The sequence below is a fragment of the Sphingomonas sp. genome (assembly GCF_019746015.1).
In the GTDB taxonomy this organism is placed as follows: domain Bacteria; phylum Pseudomonadota; class Alphaproteobacteria; order Sphingomonadales; family Sphingomonadaceae; genus Sphingomonas.
Map to the genome: position 1 here is coordinate 1 of NZ_JAIESM010000035.1, position 18150 is coordinate 18150.

Annotated in this window: 17 protein-coding genes and 2 tRNA genes; 15 read left to right on the forward strand and 4 right to left on the reverse strand. The window is 68.2% G+C overall.

The window, feature by feature from the left end:
- Positions 1-102 precede the first annotated feature (102 nt).
- The 8 genes from gspJ to K2Y03_RS05475 all read left to right on the forward strand — a co-directional run bounded on the left by gspJ (position 103) and on the right by K2Y03_RS05475 (position 6160).
- Positions 103-813, forward strand: a complete 711-nt coding sequence (gene gspJ, locus K2Y03_RS05440) for a type II secretion system minor pseudopilin GspJ (protein ID WP_294088924.1) — start codon at positions 103-105, stop codon at positions 811-813.
- A complete protein-coding gene (gspK, locus tag K2Y03_RS05445; RefSeq protein WP_294088927.1) occupies positions 800-1780 on the forward strand; it encodes a type II secretion system minor pseudopilin GspK in 981 nt (326 codons plus the stop codon). Before gspJ ends, gspK begins: the two co-directional genes overlap by 14 nt.
- Positions 1777-2856: a type II secretion system protein GspL gene (gene gspL / locus K2Y03_RS05450; RefSeq protein WP_294088928.1), complete on the forward strand. Its 1080-nt coding sequence runs from the start codon at positions 1777-1779 to the stop codon at positions 2854-2856. The genes gspK and gspL overlap by 4 nt, the downstream gene beginning before the upstream one ends.
- Complete coding sequence (gene gspM, locus K2Y03_RS05455) at positions 2853-3332, forward strand: type II secretion system protein GspM (protein WP_294088929.1); 480 nt, start codon at positions 2853-2855, stop codon at positions 3330-3332. The genes gspL and gspM overlap by 4 nt, the downstream gene beginning before the upstream one ends.
- Entirely contained in the window at positions 3332-4021 is a 690-nt protein-coding gene (gene gspN / locus K2Y03_RS05460) for a type II secretion system protein N (protein WP_294088931.1), read from the forward strand. The genes gspM and gspN overlap by 1 nt, the downstream gene beginning before the upstream one ends.
- Before the next feature lie 47 nt (positions 4022-4068).
- Positions 4069-4145: transfer RNA gene (locus K2Y03_RS05465), tRNA-His, on the forward strand.
- 27 nt (positions 4146-4172) lie between these two features.
- A complete protein-coding gene (locus K2Y03_RS05470; protein ID WP_294088932.1) occupies positions 4173-5219 on the forward strand; it encodes a Glu/Leu/Phe/Val dehydrogenase dimerization domain-containing protein in 1047 nt (348 codons plus the stop codon).
- A gap of 134 nt (positions 5220-5353) precedes the next feature.
- Positions 5354-6160: an APH(3') family aminoglycoside O-phosphotransferase gene (locus tag K2Y03_RS05475; RefSeq protein WP_294088934.1), complete on the forward strand. Its 807-nt coding sequence runs from the start codon at positions 5354-5356 to the stop codon at positions 6158-6160.
- 36 nt (positions 6161-6196) lie between these two features.
- Here the strand turns inward: K2Y03_RS05475 and ald are convergent, their stop codons facing one another.
- Positions 6197-7291 (reverse strand): alanine dehydrogenase, encoded by a 1095-nt coding sequence (gene ald, locus K2Y03_RS05480; RefSeq protein ID WP_294088936.1) that lies wholly within the window; start codon positions 7289-7291, stop codon positions 6197-6199.
- A gap of 228 nt (positions 7292-7519) precedes the next feature.
- Here ald and K2Y03_RS05485 point away from each other — a divergent pair, with 228 nt between their 5' ends.
- The 5 genes from K2Y03_RS05485 (at position 7520) to trxB (ending at position 13523) form a co-directional block, all read left to right on the forward strand.
- Complete coding sequence (locus tag K2Y03_RS05485; protein ID WP_294089191.1) at positions 7520-9364, forward strand: potassium transporter Kup; 1845 nt, start codon at positions 7520-7522, stop codon at positions 9362-9364.
- Entirely contained in the window at positions 9361-9870 is a 510-nt protein-coding gene (locus K2Y03_RS05490) for a 2'-5' RNA ligase family protein (RefSeq protein ID WP_294088938.1), read from the forward strand. Before K2Y03_RS05485 ends, K2Y03_RS05490 begins: the two co-directional genes overlap by 4 nt.
- Positions 9871-9997: 127 nt before the next feature.
- Positions 9998-12262 carry an FG-GAP-like repeat-containing protein gene (locus K2Y03_RS05495; RefSeq protein ID WP_294088940.1) on the forward strand — a complete coding sequence of 755 codons (2265 nt, stop codon included), beginning with the start codon at positions 9998-10000 and terminating at the stop codon, positions 12260-12262.
- Between the two features lie 93 nt (positions 12263-12355).
- A tRNA-Met gene (locus K2Y03_RS05500) sits at positions 12356-12432 on the forward strand.
- Between the two features lie 116 nt (positions 12433-12548).
- On the forward strand, positions 12549-13523 hold the full coding sequence (gene trxB / locus K2Y03_RS05505; protein WP_294088941.1) for a thioredoxin-disulfide reductase: 975 nt from the start codon (positions 12549-12551) through the stop codon (positions 13521-13523).
- Positions 13524-13589: 66 nt separating this feature from the next.
- Here trxB and K2Y03_RS05510 read toward each other — a convergent pair whose 3' ends face one another.
- Genes K2Y03_RS05510 through K2Y03_RS05520 form a run of 3 tightly spaced genes read right to left on the reverse strand, consistent with a single transcriptional unit; the run spans position 13590 to position 15246 of the window.
- Positions 13590-14360, reverse strand: coding sequence for a hydrolase 1, exosortase A system-associated (locus K2Y03_RS05510; RefSeq protein ID WP_294088942.1), 771 nt, complete (start codon positions 14358-14360; stop codon positions 13590-13592).
- Complete coding sequence (locus tag K2Y03_RS05515) at positions 14348-14944, reverse strand: hypothetical protein (RefSeq protein WP_294088944.1); 597 nt, start codon at positions 14942-14944, stop codon at positions 14348-14350. The genes K2Y03_RS05510 and K2Y03_RS05515 overlap by 13 nt, the downstream gene beginning before the upstream one ends.
- A gap of 35 nt (positions 14945-14979) precedes the next feature.
- The gene (locus tag K2Y03_RS05520) at positions 14980-15246 is read right to left on the reverse strand and encodes an acyl carrier protein (protein WP_294088946.1); all 267 of its coding nucleotides are present in this window, start codon (positions 15244-15246) and stop codon (positions 14980-14982) included.
- 104 nt (positions 15247-15350) lie between these two features.
- Between K2Y03_RS05520 and K2Y03_RS05525 the strand changes: the two genes are divergently transcribed.
- Together K2Y03_RS05525 and K2Y03_RS05530 are read left to right on the forward strand one after the other, a co-directional pair.
- The gene (locus K2Y03_RS05525) at positions 15351-16850 is read left to right on the forward strand and encodes an acyl-CoA ligase (AMP-forming), exosortase A system-associated (protein WP_294088948.1); all 1500 of its coding nucleotides are present in this window, start codon (positions 15351-15353) and stop codon (positions 16848-16850) included.
- Positions 16847-18103: a pyridoxal-dependent decarboxylase, exosortase A system-associated gene (locus K2Y03_RS05530; protein WP_294088950.1), complete on the forward strand. Its 1257-nt coding sequence runs from the start codon at positions 16847-16849 to the stop codon at positions 18101-18103. The genes K2Y03_RS05525 and K2Y03_RS05530 overlap by 4 nt, the downstream gene beginning before the upstream one ends.
- Positions 18104-18150: the final 47 nt, after the last annotated feature.

Consider the following 18150-nt stretch of genomic DNA (forward strand, 5'->3'; position numbering starts at 1 on the left):
CGCGCAAGGGGCCGCGCCGCTGCCGCCGGGCACGCCGCAAACGGGCACGCCGCGGCCGGGCACGCCGCCGCCGGGCACGCCGCCGCCTGGAACGGGGGCGACATGAGCCATCCTCGCCGCCACACTGCAAATGGCTTCACGCCTTCTGTGCGTTCCGCCGAACACGGCTTCACGCCTTCTGTGCGTTCCGCCGAACACGGCTTCACGCTGGTCGAAGTCATCGTCGCGCTGTTCATTTTCGGGTTGATCGCGGCGGCCGGCGTCGGCGTGCTCAGCTACAGCGTACGCGCGCAGGCGATCAGCACCGCCCGGCTCGATGATATCGGCGCGATCGAGCGGTTGAAGGCGGCGCTGGGCGCGGATCTGGCGCAGGCAGTGGACCGGCCCACGCGCGACGCGGCCGGGCTGTCGCTGCCCGGCTTTCTGGGCGCCGGCGATGGCAGCGCGGTGCCGATGCTGGCGCTGGTGCGCACCGGCTGGACCAACCCCGATGGTGTTCCACGCGCAGAGGTGCAGCGGGTCGATTATCTGCTGCGCGACGGGCAATTGCTGCGCCAGGCCTATCCGATGCTGGATGGCGCGGCTGCCCTGCCGCCCGCCGTGCTGCTGGACGAGGTGAGCGACGTGCGCGCACGCTACCGGCTGGCCGGCGCATGGAGCGACCGCTGGACCGGACAGGACGGCGCGCCATTGCCGCAGGCGGTGGAGCTGCAGATCAACCGGCGCGATGGGCGCAGCTATCGCCTCGCGCTGCTGGTCGGCACCGGCTATGCGCCACCATCCGACGGGAGGACGCGCCGTGCCCTGCCGTAACGAGCGCGGCGCCGCGCTGCTTACCGTGTTGCTGATTGTCGCCTTTGTCGCGGTGCTGGCGGCCTTGGCGCTGGAGCGCGCGCGGCTGGCAACGCGGCTGGCCGCCAACGCCGTCGCCATCGATCAGGCGCGCCAATATGCGATGGCCGCCGAAGTGCTGGCGGCAACGCGCATCTCCGCGCTGCTGGGCCGCGATGCCGCGCGGGTGACGTTGCAGGGCGACTGGGCCGGGCGGCCGGTGCCGCTGCCAGTGCCGGAAGGGCGCGCCACCGCCACGCTGACCGACGGCGGCAATTGCTTCAACCTGAACGGCCTGGTCACCCAGGGCGGCGATGGCCGGCTGGTCGCGCGCCCGGCCTCGGTCGAGCAGTTCGCGCGGCTGATGCAGCTGCTGGGCGATCCGCCGCTCCATGCGCGCGAGGTTGCCGCCGCCGCCGCCGACTGGATCGACAGCGATGCCGTCGCCCTGCCCGACGGGGCGGAAGACCCGCGCTATGCCGGGCTTGCCACCCCCTATCGCACCGCCGGCGCGCTGATGGCGGACGCGAGCGAACTGCGCGCCGTCGCCGGGATGACGCCGGCGCTTTATGACAAGCTGCGCCCATGGCTGTGCGCACTGCCGCGTGCCGAGGTATCGCGCATCAACGTCAACACGTTGATGCCGGAGCAGGCCGTGCTGTTCGCCATGCTGCTGCCCGACACGCTGACCATTGCGCAGGCACGCGCGATGATTGAACAACGTCCGCCACAGGGCTTTACCAGCACCGTTGCCTTCTGGCAGGGACCGGGCCGGCAGGGGATTACGGCGGGGCCGGAGGCGCAGGGGCAGACCGCCGTCACCACCCGCTGGTTCGCGCTGAAGATCGACGTTGCGTTGGGGGATACAGGCTTGAGCGAGACCGCGCTGATCGACGCGACCGAGGCGCCCGCGCGGCTGGTGTCGCGCGCCTGGGACGACCCGTCATGACCCGGGTCGTGTTCCTGCCCGGTGATGATGCCGACGGCGCCCGCTGGCTGCGGCTGGCCGGGGGCAGCGTGGCGGCGCGCGGCGACGGGCTGGGCGCGGGCGAGGAGCCGGTGGTGGCGATTGCCCCGGCCGCCGATGTAGCGCTGCACTGGGCGACGCTCCCCGCGCGCAGCCCGGCACAGGCGCAGGCGGCGGCGCGGGTGGTGCTGGCCGACCAGCTGCTGAGCACGCCGGCGGAAACGCAGGTCGCCGTGGGCGCCGCACCGGCGGGCGAGGAGCGCCCGATTGCGGTGGTCAGCACCGGCCGCTTGCGCGCCTGGCTGGGCGAACTGGCCGAGCATGGCATCGATCCCGAAGCGATCATTCCCGCGCCGCTGCTGCTGCCGGTGCCGGAGACGGGCTTCGTGCTGGGCGATCTGGGCGGGGAGCGGGTGGTGCGCGGGCCGCGCGCGGGCTTTGCCGACGATCCGGTGCTGACCGAGCTGCTGACCGATGGCGCCACGCCCGCCCTGCTTGATCAGGCCGCGTTGGAGACGGCGCTGGCTGCTGCCGTCGCCACGCCTGCGCTCGATCTGCGCCAGGGCGAATTCAGCCGGCGCCGGCCGGTTGTGATCAACCGGGCCATGCTGCGCCGCGCCGGATGGCTGGTGGCAGCGGTGGCGCTGGTGATGCTGGCGACGCAACTGGTGCAGCTGGTGCGCTATGGCTGGGCGGCGGGTTCGCTTGAACGACGCGCAGCGGAGCTTGCCCGAACCGGGCTTGCCCCCGGCGAAGCGGTGGAAGACGCGCCGCGCCAGCTGACCGAGCGGCTGGCACGGCTGCGCGGGCCGGGCAACGGCTTCAGCGCGACGGCGGCGGCGCTGTTCCAGGCGATGCGCGCGGTGCCGGGCAGCGAGGCACGCGCGCTGAGCTTCGATGCGCAGGGGCGGCTGACCGCCACACTCGTCACCCAGTCGGAGGCGCAGATTGCCGATATTGCCGCCCGGCTGCGCGATGCCGGCTTCGTGGCGGAGCCGGGCGCGGTGAGCGGGTCGGCCGGGCGCTATCAGGGCGAATTGCGCATGGTGCCGCGATGATCGGCGCGCTTGGCCGCTGGTTCACCGCATTGTCGCCGCGTGAGCGGGCGCTGATCGGCATTGCCGCGCTGCTGCTCGCCGGCATTGTCGGCTGGTTCGGCATTGTCCGCCCGGCAACCATCGGGCTGGAGCAGGCCCGTGCGCGCCACGCCGCCGCCGCGCAGCAGCTGGCGACCGTTCAGGGGCAGCTGGCCGCGCTCACCCCGCTGGCAAAGGCAGGGCCGGCAAAGCTCAACGCCCCGCTCGACACGGTGCTGCGCGAGCGGGCGACGCTGGCCGGTTTCACGCTCTCCACCGTTTCCGCGCAGAGCGATAATGGCGTGCTGATCGCGCTGCCCGCCGCGCGGCCGCGCGCGCTGTTCGGCTGGATTGCGGCGCTGGAGGCGGACGGGATTCTCGTCCAGCAGTTGCAGGTCACCGACAATGGCGATCAGACGCTGTCGGTATCGGTCACGCTGCGCGCGCGCGGGCTGTGATGCGGCGGCTGGTGCTGGCGCTGGTCGCGCTGCTGCTGGCGGCGCTGGTGGCGACGCTGCCGATGCGGCTGGCGCTGGGGCTGGCCGGGGTTGAGCGCGGCGGCCTTGCCATCGGGTCGGTGGAAGGCAGCATCTGGGGCGCCACGCTGACCGACATCCGCTATGGCCCCGTCGCGCTGGGCGATGCACGCGCGGCGCTCTCCCCCTGGCGGCTGATGGTGGGGGAGGCGCGGCTGGCGCTGCGGGCGTCTGGCGCCGACCTCGCGCTGGTCAACGGCCTGTGGGGCAGGGGCCTTGATGCGCCCGCCGCCACGCTCTCCACCGGCGCCCTGTTCGCGCCGCTGCCGGTACGCCAACTGGAGCTTGTCGGGCTGTCAGTGCGCTTTGCCGGCGGCCGCTGCGCGCGTGCCACCGGGCAGGTGTCCGCGCGTGTCGATGGCGAGATTGCCGGCATCGCGCTGCCCCAGGCGTTGTCCGGCACCGCGCGGTGCAGCGATGGCGCGTTGTTGCTGCCACTGGCGAGTGCGGGCGGGCAGGAAAAGCTGACGCTCACCATTGCCCGCGATGGTACGTTTCGCGCGGTGCTGGACCTTCAGCCGGGCGATGGCCAGGCTGCGGCCCGGCTGGCGGGTGCCGGGTTCCAGTCGATCGGCAGCGGCTATCGTCTTTCCGCGCAAGGGCGCTTCTGATAGGCTTGACGATGCCCCGTCGGCGCCGCTAGTGGCCGCGCTTCACGGCGACCGTAGTTCAATTGGTTAGAGCGCCGGCTTGTGATGCCGGAAGTTGCGGGTTCAAGTCCCGTCGGTCGCCCCATTTCCTGATAGTGCTAAAGGGGCGCCTGTGTCCGGCTGGGGTTTTGCTGATTTCGACGCCCATGAAGGCGTGCACCTGTTCACCGACCCAGCATCCGGCCTTCAGGCAGTGATCGCGGTGCATTCCACCGCGCTCGGCCCGGCCGGCGGCGGTGCGCGCTTCTGGCACTATGCCGACAGCGATCAGGCAATCACCGACGCGCTGCGCCTGTCGCGCGGCATGAGCTACAAGAACGCGATGGCGGGGCTGCCGATGGGCGGCGGCAAGGCCGTGGTGCTGGCGGACGCCGGCCGCACCAAGACCGAAGGCCTGCTGAAGGCGTTCGGCCGCGCGATCGACTCGCTGGGCGGGCGATATGTCACCGCCGAAGATGTCGGCATGTCCGACCAGGACATGGTCGTCATTTCCGGCGAGACGCGCTTCGTGGCCGGGCTGCCGGTGGCGAGCGGGCAGGCGGGCGGCAATCCCGGCCCCTATACCGCGCTTGGCATCTATCTGGGCGTGAAGGCCGCCGCCCGGCGCGCGCTGGGGGCGGAGAGCATGCAGGGCGTGCATGTCGCCATTCAGGGCGTCGGCTCGGTCGGCGGCGGGCTGGCCGAACTGCTGGCGGCCGATGGTGCGCGGCTGACGCTGGCTGATGTCGATGCCGGCCGCGCGCAGCAGCTGGCGACGCAGCTGGGCGCGCAGGTGGTGAGCAGCGACGATATTCTGGGGGTGGAGGCCGACATCCTCAGCCCCAACGCGCTGGGCGCGATCCTGACCGAGCAGACGATTGCCGGGCTGAAGGTGAAGGTGGTCGCCGGCGGCGCCAACAACCAGCTGGCGACCCCCGCCGACGGCCAGCGGCTGCACGACACCGGCATCCTTTATGCCCCCGATTATGTGATCAACGCCGGCGGCATCATCAATGTGTGCCTCGAATATTTCGGCCAGGGCGACCGCGCCGAAGTGGAAGCCCGCATCCACCAGATCCCGGCGCGGCTGGAACAGGTGTGGGAGGAAAGCGCCCGCACCGGCCGCCCCGCCGCCGCCGTGGCCGACAGCATCGCCCAGCGGCTGATCGGGCGGGCGTAAGCTACATCTGTCATGCCGGACTTGTTCCGGCATCCACCGGCGTCCCAAGGATACGGATCGGCGAACTTGGCATGACCGTGGACCCCGGAACAAGTCCGGGGTGACGGGTTGGATCAAGCCGCAGCGGAGGAGCCATGACCAAAGCGCAACTGCCGCCTTTCCCCGCCCCGCTTCCCGCCGACTGGCCCACGCGGCTTGCCGGCTATGCCGCCACCCGCGACAGCATCGGCGAGTCGGGCGCGATCATCCACCGGCTGGCGGCGCCGGGGCGGCCGACGCTCTATCTGAAACAGGGCAGCGGCACCGTCGCGCGCGACATTGCCGATGAATATGCCCGGCTGCGCTGGCTGCAGGGCCGGCTACCGGTTGCGCGGCTGGTTGCCTTTGCCGAGGAAGGCGGCACCGCGTGGCTGCTGACCGAGGCACTGGCGGGCCAAGCTGCCTATGCGTGGCTGGAGGCGCACCCCGAACGCCGGGCGGAGGCGGTGGCGGGCCTGGCGCGTTTCCTGCGCCGGCTCCATGCGCTGCCGGCCGAGACCTGCCCGTTCAACGCCGCGCTGCCGCTGCGGCTGGCGGCGGCACGCGCGCGGATCGATGCCGGGCTGGTGGAAACCGAGGAGTTCGACGAGGTCCGCGCCGGCTGGAGCGCGGAGCAGGTTTGGGACCGGCTCCACGCGCTGTTCCCCGTCGAAGCCGCGCCGGTGGTGACGCATGGCGACTATTCGCTCGACAACATCTTTCTCGACGACAGCGGCGCGGTGACCGGCATCATCGATGTCGGCCGGCTGGGCGTGGCCGACCGCCATCAGGATCTGGCGATCCTGCTCAATTGTCTGGGCGAGTTCGATGCCGCGCTGGCGCCGGCGCTGTTCGCCGCCTATGGCACCACGCCCGACCCGCGCCTGATCGAGCTCCACCTGCTGCTCGACGAGCTGTTCTGAGCAAGCAGCCGCCCCAAAAACGGGGCGGGCCGCCCGTCAGTTCAGCGGCAGGTTCAGCGCCTGGGCAACGGCTGCGTGGCGGATCTTGCCGCCCGAGACGTTGAGGCCATTGGCCAGATGCGCATCAGCCGCCATTGCCGCATCGGCGCCCAGGCTCGCCAGCTTCAGCACGAAGGGCAGGGTGGCGTTGTTGAGCGCGAATGCCGAGGTGCGCGCAACCGCGCCCGGCATGTTGGCGACGCAGTAATGGATCACGCCTTCCTCCACGAAGACGGGGTCGTCATGCGTCGTCGCGCGCGAGGTTTCGAAGCAGCCGCCCTGGTCGATGGCGATGTCGACCAGCACCGAGCCGCGCTTCATCGTCTTCAGCATCTCGCGCGTCACGAGCTTGGGCGCGGCCGCGCCGGGCACCAGCACCGCGCCGATCACCAGATGCGCGTCGCGCACCGCAGTCGCGATGGCGGCGGCGCTGGCATATTGCGTCTTGATCTGGCTGGAAAAGAACATGTCCAGCTCGGCCAGCCGGGCATTGTTGATGTCATAGATGGTTACGTCCGCGCGCATACCGACCGCCATCTGCGCCGCGTTGACGCCCGAAATGCCGCCGCCCAGAATTGCCACCTTGGCCGGCGCCACGCCCGGCACCCCGCCCAGCAGCACGCCGCGCCCGCCCTGTTCCTTTTCCAGATAATGCGCGCCGACCTGAACCGACATGCGCCCGGCCACTTCCGACATCGGCTTCAGCAGCGGCAGCGAATGGTCGTTGGCGGTGACGGTTTCATAGGCGATGCAGGTCGCGCCCGACTTCATCAGCCCTTCGGCCTGCGGCTTGTCTGCCGCCAGGTGCAGATAGGTGAACAGCGTGTGCCGCGCCTCCAGCATGGCGACTTCGGCGGGCTGCGGCTCCTTCACCTTCACGATCATGTCGGACTGGGCGAAAACCTCCGCCGCGGTGCCGACGATGCGGGCGCCGGCGTTCACATAGGCCTGATCCTCGAAATCGATGCCGCCGCCGGCGCGGGTTTCGACCACCACTTCATGCCCGGCGCGCGAGAGTTCCGCGACCGATGCCGGGGTCAGCCCCACGCGATATTCGTGGTTCTTGATCTCCTTGGGAACACCAACGCGCATCTCGCCTCTCCATCTGTTTTCGCGGCCGCCAGAATCGGCTGGCAGGCCCTATAATCGGGTGGCGCGCGAATGTCCCGTTGCGAGTGCATGCTGCAGGTGCTAAGCGAAACGAGTTCGTCAACCAGGCGTTTTCCCTTTGATGCTCGGTCTTTCCAACCCGTTCGCCGGGACGTGCCCGCAGTGAGCGAAACCCCGTCCACCCCGGCACCCGCCGCCACCGATGGAAAGATGCGCCTGGCGATCAGCGCGATGGGCGTCGTCTTCGGCGATATCGGCACCAGCCCGCTCTATGCGCTGCGCGAAACCTTTGCCGGCCACCATGCGCTGACGCCGGACATGCTGCACATCATGGGCGTGCTCAGCCTCATCTTCTGGTCGATGATGGTGGTGGTGACGTTCAAATATGTGAGCGTCATCATGCGGGCCGACAATCGCGGCGCTGGCGGCAGCCTGGCGCTTCTGGCGCTGGTCAGCGGCCGCACCAAGACATCGCGCTGGACCGCCGGCATCGTGTTGCTCGGCGTGCTGGCGACCGCGCTCTTCTATGGCGATTCGATCATCACGCCCGCCGTCTCGGTGCTGAGCGCGGTGGAGGGGATCACCGTTGCCGCGCCCGATTTCGCGGTCTGGGTGCTGCCGGTGTCGGTGGCCATTCTGGTGATGCTGTTTTCGATCCAGCAGGGCGGCACCGCGCGGGTCGGGGCCTGGTTCGGCCCGGTGATGCTGGTCTATTTCGTGGTTATCGGCGCGCTGGGCGCGGCGAGCATTGCGCAGACGCCGGAGATATTGGGCGCGCTGCTGCCGCACCATGCCGTGCTGTTCTTCGTGGCAGACCCCATGCGCGCCTTTCTCGCGCTCGGCTCGGTGGTGCTGGCGGTCACCGGGGCGGAGGCGCTTTATGCCGATATGGGCCATTTCGGTCGCAATCCCATCCGCGTGTCGTGGCTCTTCTTCGTGCTGCCGGCGCTGCTGCTCAACTATCTGGGGCAGGGGGCGCTGATCATCCGGCTGGGCGCGCCGGCGCTGCACAATCCTTTCTTCCTGCTCGCCCCCGATGCGCTGCGCCTGCCGCTGGTGGTGCTGGCAACGCTGGCTGCGATCATTGCCAGCCAGGCGGTGATTTCGGGCACTTTCTCGGTAACGCATCAGGCGGTGCAGCTGGGCTTCATGCCGCGCCTGCGGGTGGAGCACACCAATGCCGCCACCGCCGGGCAGATCTATGTGCCGCTCATCAACTGGGCGATGCTGGTGATGGTGATCATCCTGGTGCTGAGCTTCCGCAGCGTGTCGAACCTGACGGCGGCCTACGGCATCGCGGTGACGGGGGCGATGCTGATCGACACCTGCCTGCTGGGCGTGGTGCTGCTGCGGCTGTGGGAATGGCCGCTGTGGCGCACCGTGCCCCTGCTGGGGCTGTTCCTGCTGGTCGACGGCGCCTTCTTCACCGCCAACCTGGCCAAGGTGACGCATGGCGGCTGGTTCCCGCTGATGGTGGGGCTGCTGATCTTCGTCGTCCTCACCACCTGGTCGAAGGGCCGCAAGCTGATGGTGGACCGGATGCGCGCGACCGCGCTGCCGATCAGCGTGTTCATCCGCTCCGCCGCGGGCAGCGCGACGCGCGTGCCGGGTACGGCGGTCTATATGACCTCGTCGCCCGTCGGCGTGCCGCACGCGCTGCTCCACAACCTCAAGCACAACAAGGTGCTGCACGACCGCATCGTGCTGCTGACGGTGAAGATCGCCGATCAGCCCTATGTCGCGGCCGATGAGCGCTGCGAGCTGGAGGATCTGGGCAGCGGGTTCCACCGCATGGTGCTGCGCTACGGCTTTGTCGAGGAGCCCGACGTGCCCGCCGCCCTGGCCAATGTCCACCGCTGCGGCGCGCAGTTCCGGATGATGGACACCAGTTTCTTCCTGGCCCGGCAGAGCCTGTTGCCGGCGGAGAAGCCCGGCATGAGCATCTGGCGGGAAAAGCTGTTCGCGTGGATGCTGCGCAATGCCGAGGGGGCGATGGAATTCTTCCGCCTGCCCACCAACCGCGTGGTTGAGCTGGGCAGCCAGGTGGAGATTTGACCGAAGCAGCGCCGATTATCGTGTCGGCGCTGCTGGGTGCGGCCGATTTCGCCTGGTTCGATGCGCAGCGCCGCCGCCATTTCCCGCCCGAGCGCAACCTGCTGCCCGCGCACCTGACGCTGTTCCACCATCTGCCGCCCTCGGTCGCCGATGAGGTGAAGGCGCGGCTGGCCGCCGAAACCCGCCACGTGCCGCCGCCGAGTGCGCGCGTTGCCGGCCTCATCAATCTGGGGCGCGGCGTTGCCTATCGGATCGAGGCGCCGGCGCTGGCCGATATCCGCGAACGGCTGGCCGAGGCGTTCCGCTCGCTGCTGACGCCGCAGGACGCCGCGGGCTGGCGCCCGCATATCACCGTGCAGAACAAGGTCGCGCCAGCGGACGCCCGCGCGCTGCTCGCCGAGCTTCAGGCAGGCTTTGCGCCGCGCCCCATCGCGATCGCCGGGCTGGCCAGCTGGTGGTATCGCGGCGGGCCGTGGGAGAAGCTGTCAACGCACCGCTTTGGTTGATGGCGCGGCGTGTGACTGTAGTCGGCGAAGGGGCTTTGATTTGTTGTCGCGGCTGGCAACTTACCGCTATTTTCGGTATTGGATCGTCCCACAAGTATAGACTTTCCGGGGGTGACCAATGCCATTAATGTTCTTCGCGCTCACCCCATCCCTGGGATATGAGCTTTATAGGACCGATGGCACCCCGCAAACGACAAGTATCGTTCGCGAAATCTGCGTAGGCAGGTGCAATGGCGTCGTGACCGACGCTGGCACGGCGGCGGTTGGCGCGACATTTTATTTTGCGGGCAGCGCGCCGGATAGCGGGCAGGAACTGTGGCGAAGCAACGGCACGGCCGCCAGCACGCAGCTGGTGGCAGACATTAATCCTGGCGCAAGCGGCAGCAACGCGCGCAATTTCACGCGCGTTGGCAACCTCGTCTATTTCCTCGCAACCAATGGTGGCAGCAACAATGGGGTGTGGCGCAGCGACGGCACGGCGGCGGGCACCCAGTTCGTAACCAGTGCTGGCGGCGGCACGATCAGCCAGCTCACCGCCGTTGGCAACCGCCTGTTCTTCACCGTCGCCAACGCCGGCCGGATCGAGCTTTGGGCGACCGATGGCACGCCGGCTGGGAGCAGCCGGGCGCTGTCGCTGAACGGCACCGGTGTGAGCATTGACAATATCGTCGATTTCAATGGCGTTGCCTATTTCCTGGCCAATGACGCAGTTACCGGCCGCGAATTATGGCGTTCTGACGGTAGCGCCGGCAATACGTCGATAGTAATGCAGGTTGCCACGGGTATCGAGGGCGTTACCTCGCAACTCGCCATCTGCCGAAACCGGATGTGGTTCCTGTCGACCCCGTCCTTTACCTGGGTTCCAACCTTCAGCCCGCCGGGAACGGCGCCCGTCGAAAGCCGCGCAGCAGACCTTTGGGTGTCGAGTGGCACGCCGGGCACCACCACGATGTTCCGGCGATTTTTCCCCAATGGCGAAAATGCTGGCCCTCGTCCGTCGATTCCGCAGGCCGTTCGACAAACCGATATCGCATCTTCAAATACTGCAATGTTCATTCATTATCGCAATAGTACCAATAACATCTTGATCGGCACTCAGGACCGAGAATCACTTTATACACTTAATTGTGATGGCGTTGAATACGGCACGCTAACAAGCGAAGTTTCGCCAATGCCTGGGTGGTTTTTTACGGCTGAATGGAGGTCAAGCAGCTTTGGTAACAACGTTTACGTAAGCACTGGTAAAACATTTAATTTATACGGTACAGATGGGACGACCGTGGTACGTGGCCCCAATAATTTTAACTTCAATATGCTTCCTGGTATCGGCTATGGTGGCCTTTTTACTGTAACGCCGGGCGGTTTATACTACCCAGCAAGCGATCCGGAGCTGGGGTGGAACCTGTATCGCGCGGTCTGGCCGAACACCGTTTCGACATTGGTCGCCGACATCGCAACGGAACCGGGGGGCAGCTCAAATTCCAATCCCCTTGGGCAAACCTGGGTGGAAGGGCAGCTGGACGCGCTGGGGCGCGTTGCTGGTGATTTCAATGGCGATGGACGGTCGGACATATTGTGGCGCAACGTCAATGATGGTTGGGTCACCCAGTGGCAGATGAACGGCAACCAGATCAATGCCGCCTATGTCTATCAGGTGCCGACTGATTATCAGATCGCCGGCACCGGCGATTTTGACGGCGACGGCAGGACCGACATCTTGTGGCGCGGGCCCAATGGCGAAGTCACCATGTGGCTGATGGTTGGTTTTGCGATCAAGCAGGCCGCTGTGGTCGCGTCGGTGCCCTTTAGCTATCAGATTCGCGGCGTCGGTGACTTTAACGGCGATGGCCGCGCCGATATCCTGTGGCAGGGCGATACCGGCGAAGTGAACGCCTGGTTGATGAATGGCACGCGCATCGCCAATGCCGGCAATGTCGGCTTCGTCACCCCATTTTATCGTTTCGTCGGGACGGGTGATTTCAACGGCGACGGGCGCAGCGACGTGATGTGGCGCGGCACCGACAGCAGCATTGTCACCTGGCAGATGAACGGCCTGTCGCCGACCGGCTATTTTGTCGCCGCCGTCGACGACAGCTGGCGCATTCAGGGCCTGCGCGACATGGACGCTGACGGCAGGGCCGATGTGGTGTGGCGCAACGACAATGGCTCGGTCGCGCTGTGGCTGATGAACGGCAGCATTCCCACGCCCCGGGGGCTTGGCCAGATCGATGCTGATCAGGCGGGTCAGGCGCTGGGTGATTATGACGGCGATCGGCGTGGCGAGATATTGTGGCGCTCGCAGAACGGCACGCTGCGCCGGTGGAACATCAGCTCGGGCGTACCCGTGTCGACCGATTTCAACACGGTCACGCTCGACTGGCAGGTGCAGTGATCAGCGCCTGCACGGGGCGTGCGATGCCCGCTTGACCTGCGCCGCGCCACCCCTTAAGCCGCGCGCCTGCCCGGCGCGGCAGGCCCTTTTCGGGGCGGAGTAGCTCAGTTGGTTAGAGCACGGGAATCATAATCCTGGGGTCGGGGGTTCAAGTCCCTCCTCCGCTACCATTTCGCCGATTTGGGGTTCGTGGCACCTGTAACCGCGCCCGGCCATCGCCCGAAAGGCGCTTGCAAACCGGGGGGCTGCACCCCCAAATCACGCTATTCGCCACCGGGAACACGCCATGCCAACCACGCACCACACGCACATGCTGATCATCGGTTCCGGCCCGGCCGGGCTTTCCGCCGCCATTTATGGCGCGCGTGCCGGCATGAAGCCGATCCTGGTGCAGGGCATCCAGCCCGGCGGCCAGTTGATGACGACGACCGATGTCGAAAATTATCCCGGCTTTCGCAACGTCATCCAGGGGCCGTGGCTGATGGAGGAAATGTCGGCCCAGGCCGAACATGTCGGCACCCGGCTGATGTATGACACGATCGTCTCGGTCGATCTGTCTGAGCGGCCCTTCCGGCTGACCGGCGACAGCGGCGATGTGTATGCGGGCGACGTGCTGATCATCGCCACCGGCGCCCAGGCCCGCTGGCTGGGGCTGGAAAGCGAAGAGCTGATGAAGGGCAAGGGCGTGTCGGCTTGCGCGACGTGCGACGGCTTTTTCTATCGCGGCAAGAAGGTAGCGGTGATCGGCGGCGGCAATACCGCGGTTGAGGAAGCGCTCTACCTCACCAATCATTCGGACGACGTGACGCTCATCCACCGCCGTGACTCGCTGCGCGCGGAGAAAATCCTGCAGGACCGGCTGTTCGCCAACCCCAAGATCAAGGTGCTGTGGAACAAGAACGTCACCCGCTTTGTCGGCGGCGGCACGCCGGAAGGGCTAGTGGGGCTGGAACTGATCGACACTGTGACCGGCGAGGCGAGCGACATTGCGGTGGAGGGTGGCTTTGTCGCCATCGGCCACAGCCCGGCGACCGCGCTGTTCCAGGGGCATCTGGCGCTCGATGGCGATGGCTATATCCAGGTCGAGCCCGGCACCACGCGCACCAGCGTGCCCGGCGTGTTCGCCTGTGGCGACGTGATGGACAAGATTTACCGTCAGGCAATCACCGCCGCCGGCACCGGCTGCATGGCCGCGCTGGATGCGGAAAAATTCCTGGCAGCGGCCGAGTTCGAAGCGCGCGTGGCCATCGCTGCGGAGTGAGGGGCACGCCGTTCCTCCCCTCCCGCTTGCGGGAGGGGCCGGGGGTGGGCAGGCCGCGCGGTTGCCCTAGCCCAGCGCCGCCAGCACCGCGTCGGTCAGCGCCGCTTTGGCGGCTGCATCGGCGAAACTGTGCGAGGCGGTGTCGATCCGCGTGACCGGCCCGGCATGGCCGGCGCGGCGGGCGGCGTCGGCAAAGGCAATCGCGGTCGCGTCACCGCTGGCCAGCAGCACGCGCGCATCCGGGTGGGCGGCAAGGGCGGCAAACACGGCTGCTTCGAGCTGGCTCAGCTCCTCAGGTGTTTTCTGCGAAATACGGCGCAGCCCGCTGAATAGCTTGCCGAACCGGATTTGGCCGCTGAGCAGCCTTGCCCAGGCTTTGGGATCGGTGAGGCGCGCCAGATAATGCGCGCGGATCGCCGCCGGCGGGGGCAGGGGGCCAGCCTCCACCACCCACGGATTGGCGAGCAGCAGCCGGTCGAAAGTGCCCGGCGCATGGAGCAACAGCGCGGTGGCCGCGTCGCAATTGCCAAAGCCGACCAGGCGCGTCACCTGCGGGGCATGCGTGCGGAAGGTGGCGATGGCGGCGGCCAGATCGGGCGCGGCGCTGGCATAGCCGCCATTGACGCCGGTTGAATCGCCCACGCCGCGCCGGTCGAAACGGAACACCGGGTGGCCGGCGGCGGCGACGCGCGCGGCAAGCGCCGCCATGCCGCGATGCGCGCCGGCGCGGATTTCATTGCCGCCGGAGACGATCAGCAGTCCTGTGGTGCCCGGCGCCTCGTCCAGCGTGCCGAACAGGGTATCACCCTCGCACGGGAAGGTGATCACCCTGCGCATGCTGCGATCCACTCTGCGATATCGGCTGCAAGTAGTTCTGCCAGATCAGGATCATCGCCCGGCTCGGCCAGCCGCCAGAGCGGCGCGCCGGGCAGCTTCAGATCGGCGGGCGCGGGGTCGCTGTCCAGCCGCACCGTCCGCTGGCCGGGGGCAAGCGTGGCGGTCTCCAGTGACTGGACGAAGGCGTCGCTCACCGCGTTGCCGGCAACCGTCACGCCATCCCCCAGTGCGCGCAACCGCTTGATTTCACGCGCAAGTTCGGCACCCGTCTGCGGGGACAGGCGCCAGCGCGCGGGGGCGGGCGCATCGATCAGCGCCGCACTACGGATCGCCGCGCTGAACACCGGCGACGCCAGCGAGGCGACCAAATCCAACACCGCCTGTTGGAGATTTGCCAGAACCAGTTTCTCAGTATCCACGAGACTGTCTGCGAAACCCGGCAGATCGGGCAAAACCCCTGCAATTCCGCGCTTTTCCAGCGCCCGCAGGATCGCGACGCCAAAGGCGCGGGTGCGGTTATATTCCTCGAAAAAGGGCAGCAAAAGGACTACCACCGGGCCATGATCGGGGCCGAAGCGCAGCAACGCCTCCCGCCCGCCGGCCCAGTGATAGTCGCCGATCAAGTGGCGACCTTGGCAGCGGCATAGCGGACCAGCGCGCCGAAGCTGCCCATCATGTCGGCATCGACCTCGTCATCCTCGATCAGGATGCCCAGCCGGTCCTCCAGCTCGGTCAGCACGCCGGCAACCGCAATCGAGTCGAACTCGAGCAGCGTGCCGAACAGCCCGCTGTCGGCATCGAGCGCCGCCGCCCGTTCCGCGCTGATGCCCAGCACATCGCGCAGCACGCCGCGCACCACTTCATCCACCTTCGCCGCTGTCGCCACTGCGGATAACCCCTTGCTCAATGGCGCGAGCGCCTAGCCAATTGGCCGGCGCTTGCCAAGCGCGATGCCCTTCACAGCCGCGCCGCACCCGGTATCTAGGGGGGATGGTAGCGCTCGATCCCGTCCCCCGTCCGATCGATCATCTCCCCCGGCGCGGTGCGGCGGCGGCGGCGGCGATTGTCGATGCCGGCGGCACGCTGGACTTTGCCGGGCTGGAGCGGGCGGTGGGGGCGCTGGCGGCCTGGCTGGCCCGGCAAGGCCTGCGACCCGGCGACCGGGTGGCGAGCTGGCTGCCCAAGACGCGCACCGCCTGCCTGATGCCGCTCGCCGCGCCGCGCGCCGGGCTGGTCCATGTACCGGTCAACCCGCTGCTGAAGCGCGCGCAGGTTGCGCACATCCTGGCGGACAGTGGTGCGGCGCTGCTGCTCACCCAGCCGGCCCGGGCGGCGACGCTGAGCGCTGGCGACGTGCCGGCGGAATGCACGGTGCTGCTGGAGGAGCAGGTGATTGCGGGTGACGCCATGCCGCCCTCCGCCGCCGCACCGGATGCGCTGGCGGCCATCCTCTACACCTCTGGCTCGACCGGGCGGCCCAAGGGCGTGATGCTGAGCCACGCCAATCTGTGGCTGGGGGCGATCAGCGTGGCGCATTATCTGAAGCTGTCGCCCGCCGACCGGACGCTGTGCGTGCTGCCCTTCAGTTTCGATTATGGCCAGAACCAGCTGTTCAGCAGCTGGGCCGCCGGCGCCAGCGTCGCCCCGCTCGACTATCTCACTGCGCGCGACGTGGTGAAGGCGGTTGCCCGCACCGGTGCCACCACCCTGGCCGGGGTGCCGCCGCTCTGGCTGCAACTGGTGGAGACCGAGTGGCCGGCCGAGACTGCGGCGATGCTGAGGCGCCTCACCAATTCGGGCGGCGCGTTGACGGTGCCGCTGGTGCGCGCGCTGCGGGCGCGGTTTCCGGCGGCCGATCTCTACCCGATGTACGGCCTGACCGAGGCGTTCCGCTCGACCTATCTGGCGCCGGAAATGGTCGACGCGCACCCGGAGTCGATCGGCCGCGCCATTCCCTTTGCCGAGATACTGGTGGTCCGCGCCGACGGCAGCGCCGCGGATGCCGGCGAACCCGGCGAGCTGGTCCATGCCGGGCCGCTGGTTGCCCAGGGCTATTGGCGCGATGCCGCGCGCACTGCCGAGCGCTTCCGCCCCGCCCCGGCGCACGCGACGAGCGGTGGCACCGCCGTCTGGTCCGGCGACACGGTGGTGCGGGATGCCGACGGCCTGCTGCGCTTCGTCGGCCGCGAGGACGAGATGATCAAAAGCGCCGGCAACCGCATCAGCCCCACCGAGATCGAGGAAGCGGTGCTGCGCGGCGGCGAGGCGGCGGAAGTGGTGGCGGTGGGCGTGCCCGATGCCCGGCTGGGCCAGGCTATCGCGCTGGTGCTGCGCGGCGATGCCGCGGCGGAGGAAGACCTGCGGGCCCGGCTGCGTGCGGAACTGCCCAATTTCATGCAGCCGGCCCGCTATGACTGGCGCACCGACCTGCCCCGCAACGCCAATGGCAAGCTGGACCGCGCCGCGCTGAAAAAGGAACTGACGTCATGAAACCGATGGGCAGCATTCCGGCGGATTTTCGCGGTGGCGAGACGCTGACCATCGCCGGCAGAAGCGCGGAGGACTGGATCGGGATTGCCGGCTGCACGCCGCTGTTCGTTTATGACATGGCCGTCGTCGCACGCCGGATCAGCAAGTTGCGCGCGGCAATGCCGCCTGCGCTTGCCGTGCATTATGCGGTGAAGGCCAACCCCTTCCGCCCTCTGGTCGAACAGATCGCGCCGCTGGTCGATGGGTTGGATGTCGCGTCGGCCGGCGAGCTGGCGCTGGCGCAAGCGGTGGCCCCGGCCAGCCCCGTGAGCTTTGCAGGCCCGGGCAAGCGCGACGCGGAACTGGCGGCGGCAATCACTGCGGGTGCCACGATCAACCTGGAATCGGCCGGCGAGGCGGCACGCGCCCTTGCCGCCGCGGAGCAGCTTGGCATCGCCCCCAAGCTTGCCATCCGCGTCAATCCCGACTTCGAACTGCGCGGCAGCGGCATGCGCATGGGCGGGCGCGCCTCGCCCTTCGGGGTGGACGCGGAACAGGTGCCCGCGCTGGTGCGACAGCTGCAGGACGCCGGGGCCGACTGGCGCGGCTTTCACATCTTCGCCGGGTCTCAGGCGCTTGATGCCGAGGCGATCATCGAAACCCAGGCGCAGACGGTCGCGCTGGCAGCGCGGCTGGCGGATGCGGTCGGCGCCGCGCCGCCGCTCGTCAATCTCGGTGGCGGCTTCGGCATTCCCTATTTTCCTGGCGAGCAGCCGCTCGACATAGGCGCCATCGGCGCGGTGCTGGCAGAGGTGCTCGACCGGCGCGCGCCGAGCCTGGCCAGCACCCGCTTTGCGCTGGAACTGGGGCGCTGGCTGGTGGGTGAGGCGGGGGTGTATCTGACCCGCATCGTCGACCGCAAGCAAAGCAAGGGCGAGACCTTCCTCGTCACCGATGGCGGGCTGCACCATCAGCTTGCCGCAAGCGGCAATTTCGGCACGGTCGTTCGCCGCAACTATCCCCTTGCGCTCGCCAACCGGCTGAATGCCGCAGCGGATGAGGTGGTCAACGTGGTCGGGTGCCTGTGCACCCCGCTGGACCGGCTGGGCGATCAGGTCAGCCTGCCCCGCGCGGAAATTGGCGATGTTATCGCCATCTTCATGGCCGGTGCCTATGGCCTGTCGGCAAGCCCGACGGCCTTTCTTGGCCACCCCGCGCCGGTGCAGATCCTGGCCGGAATTCCCAGTAATCCTAACGCTATCTTCACCTGTTGACGCCATAAACCGGGGCTGAAGCAGCACGGCCGGATGCGTTGACGTCA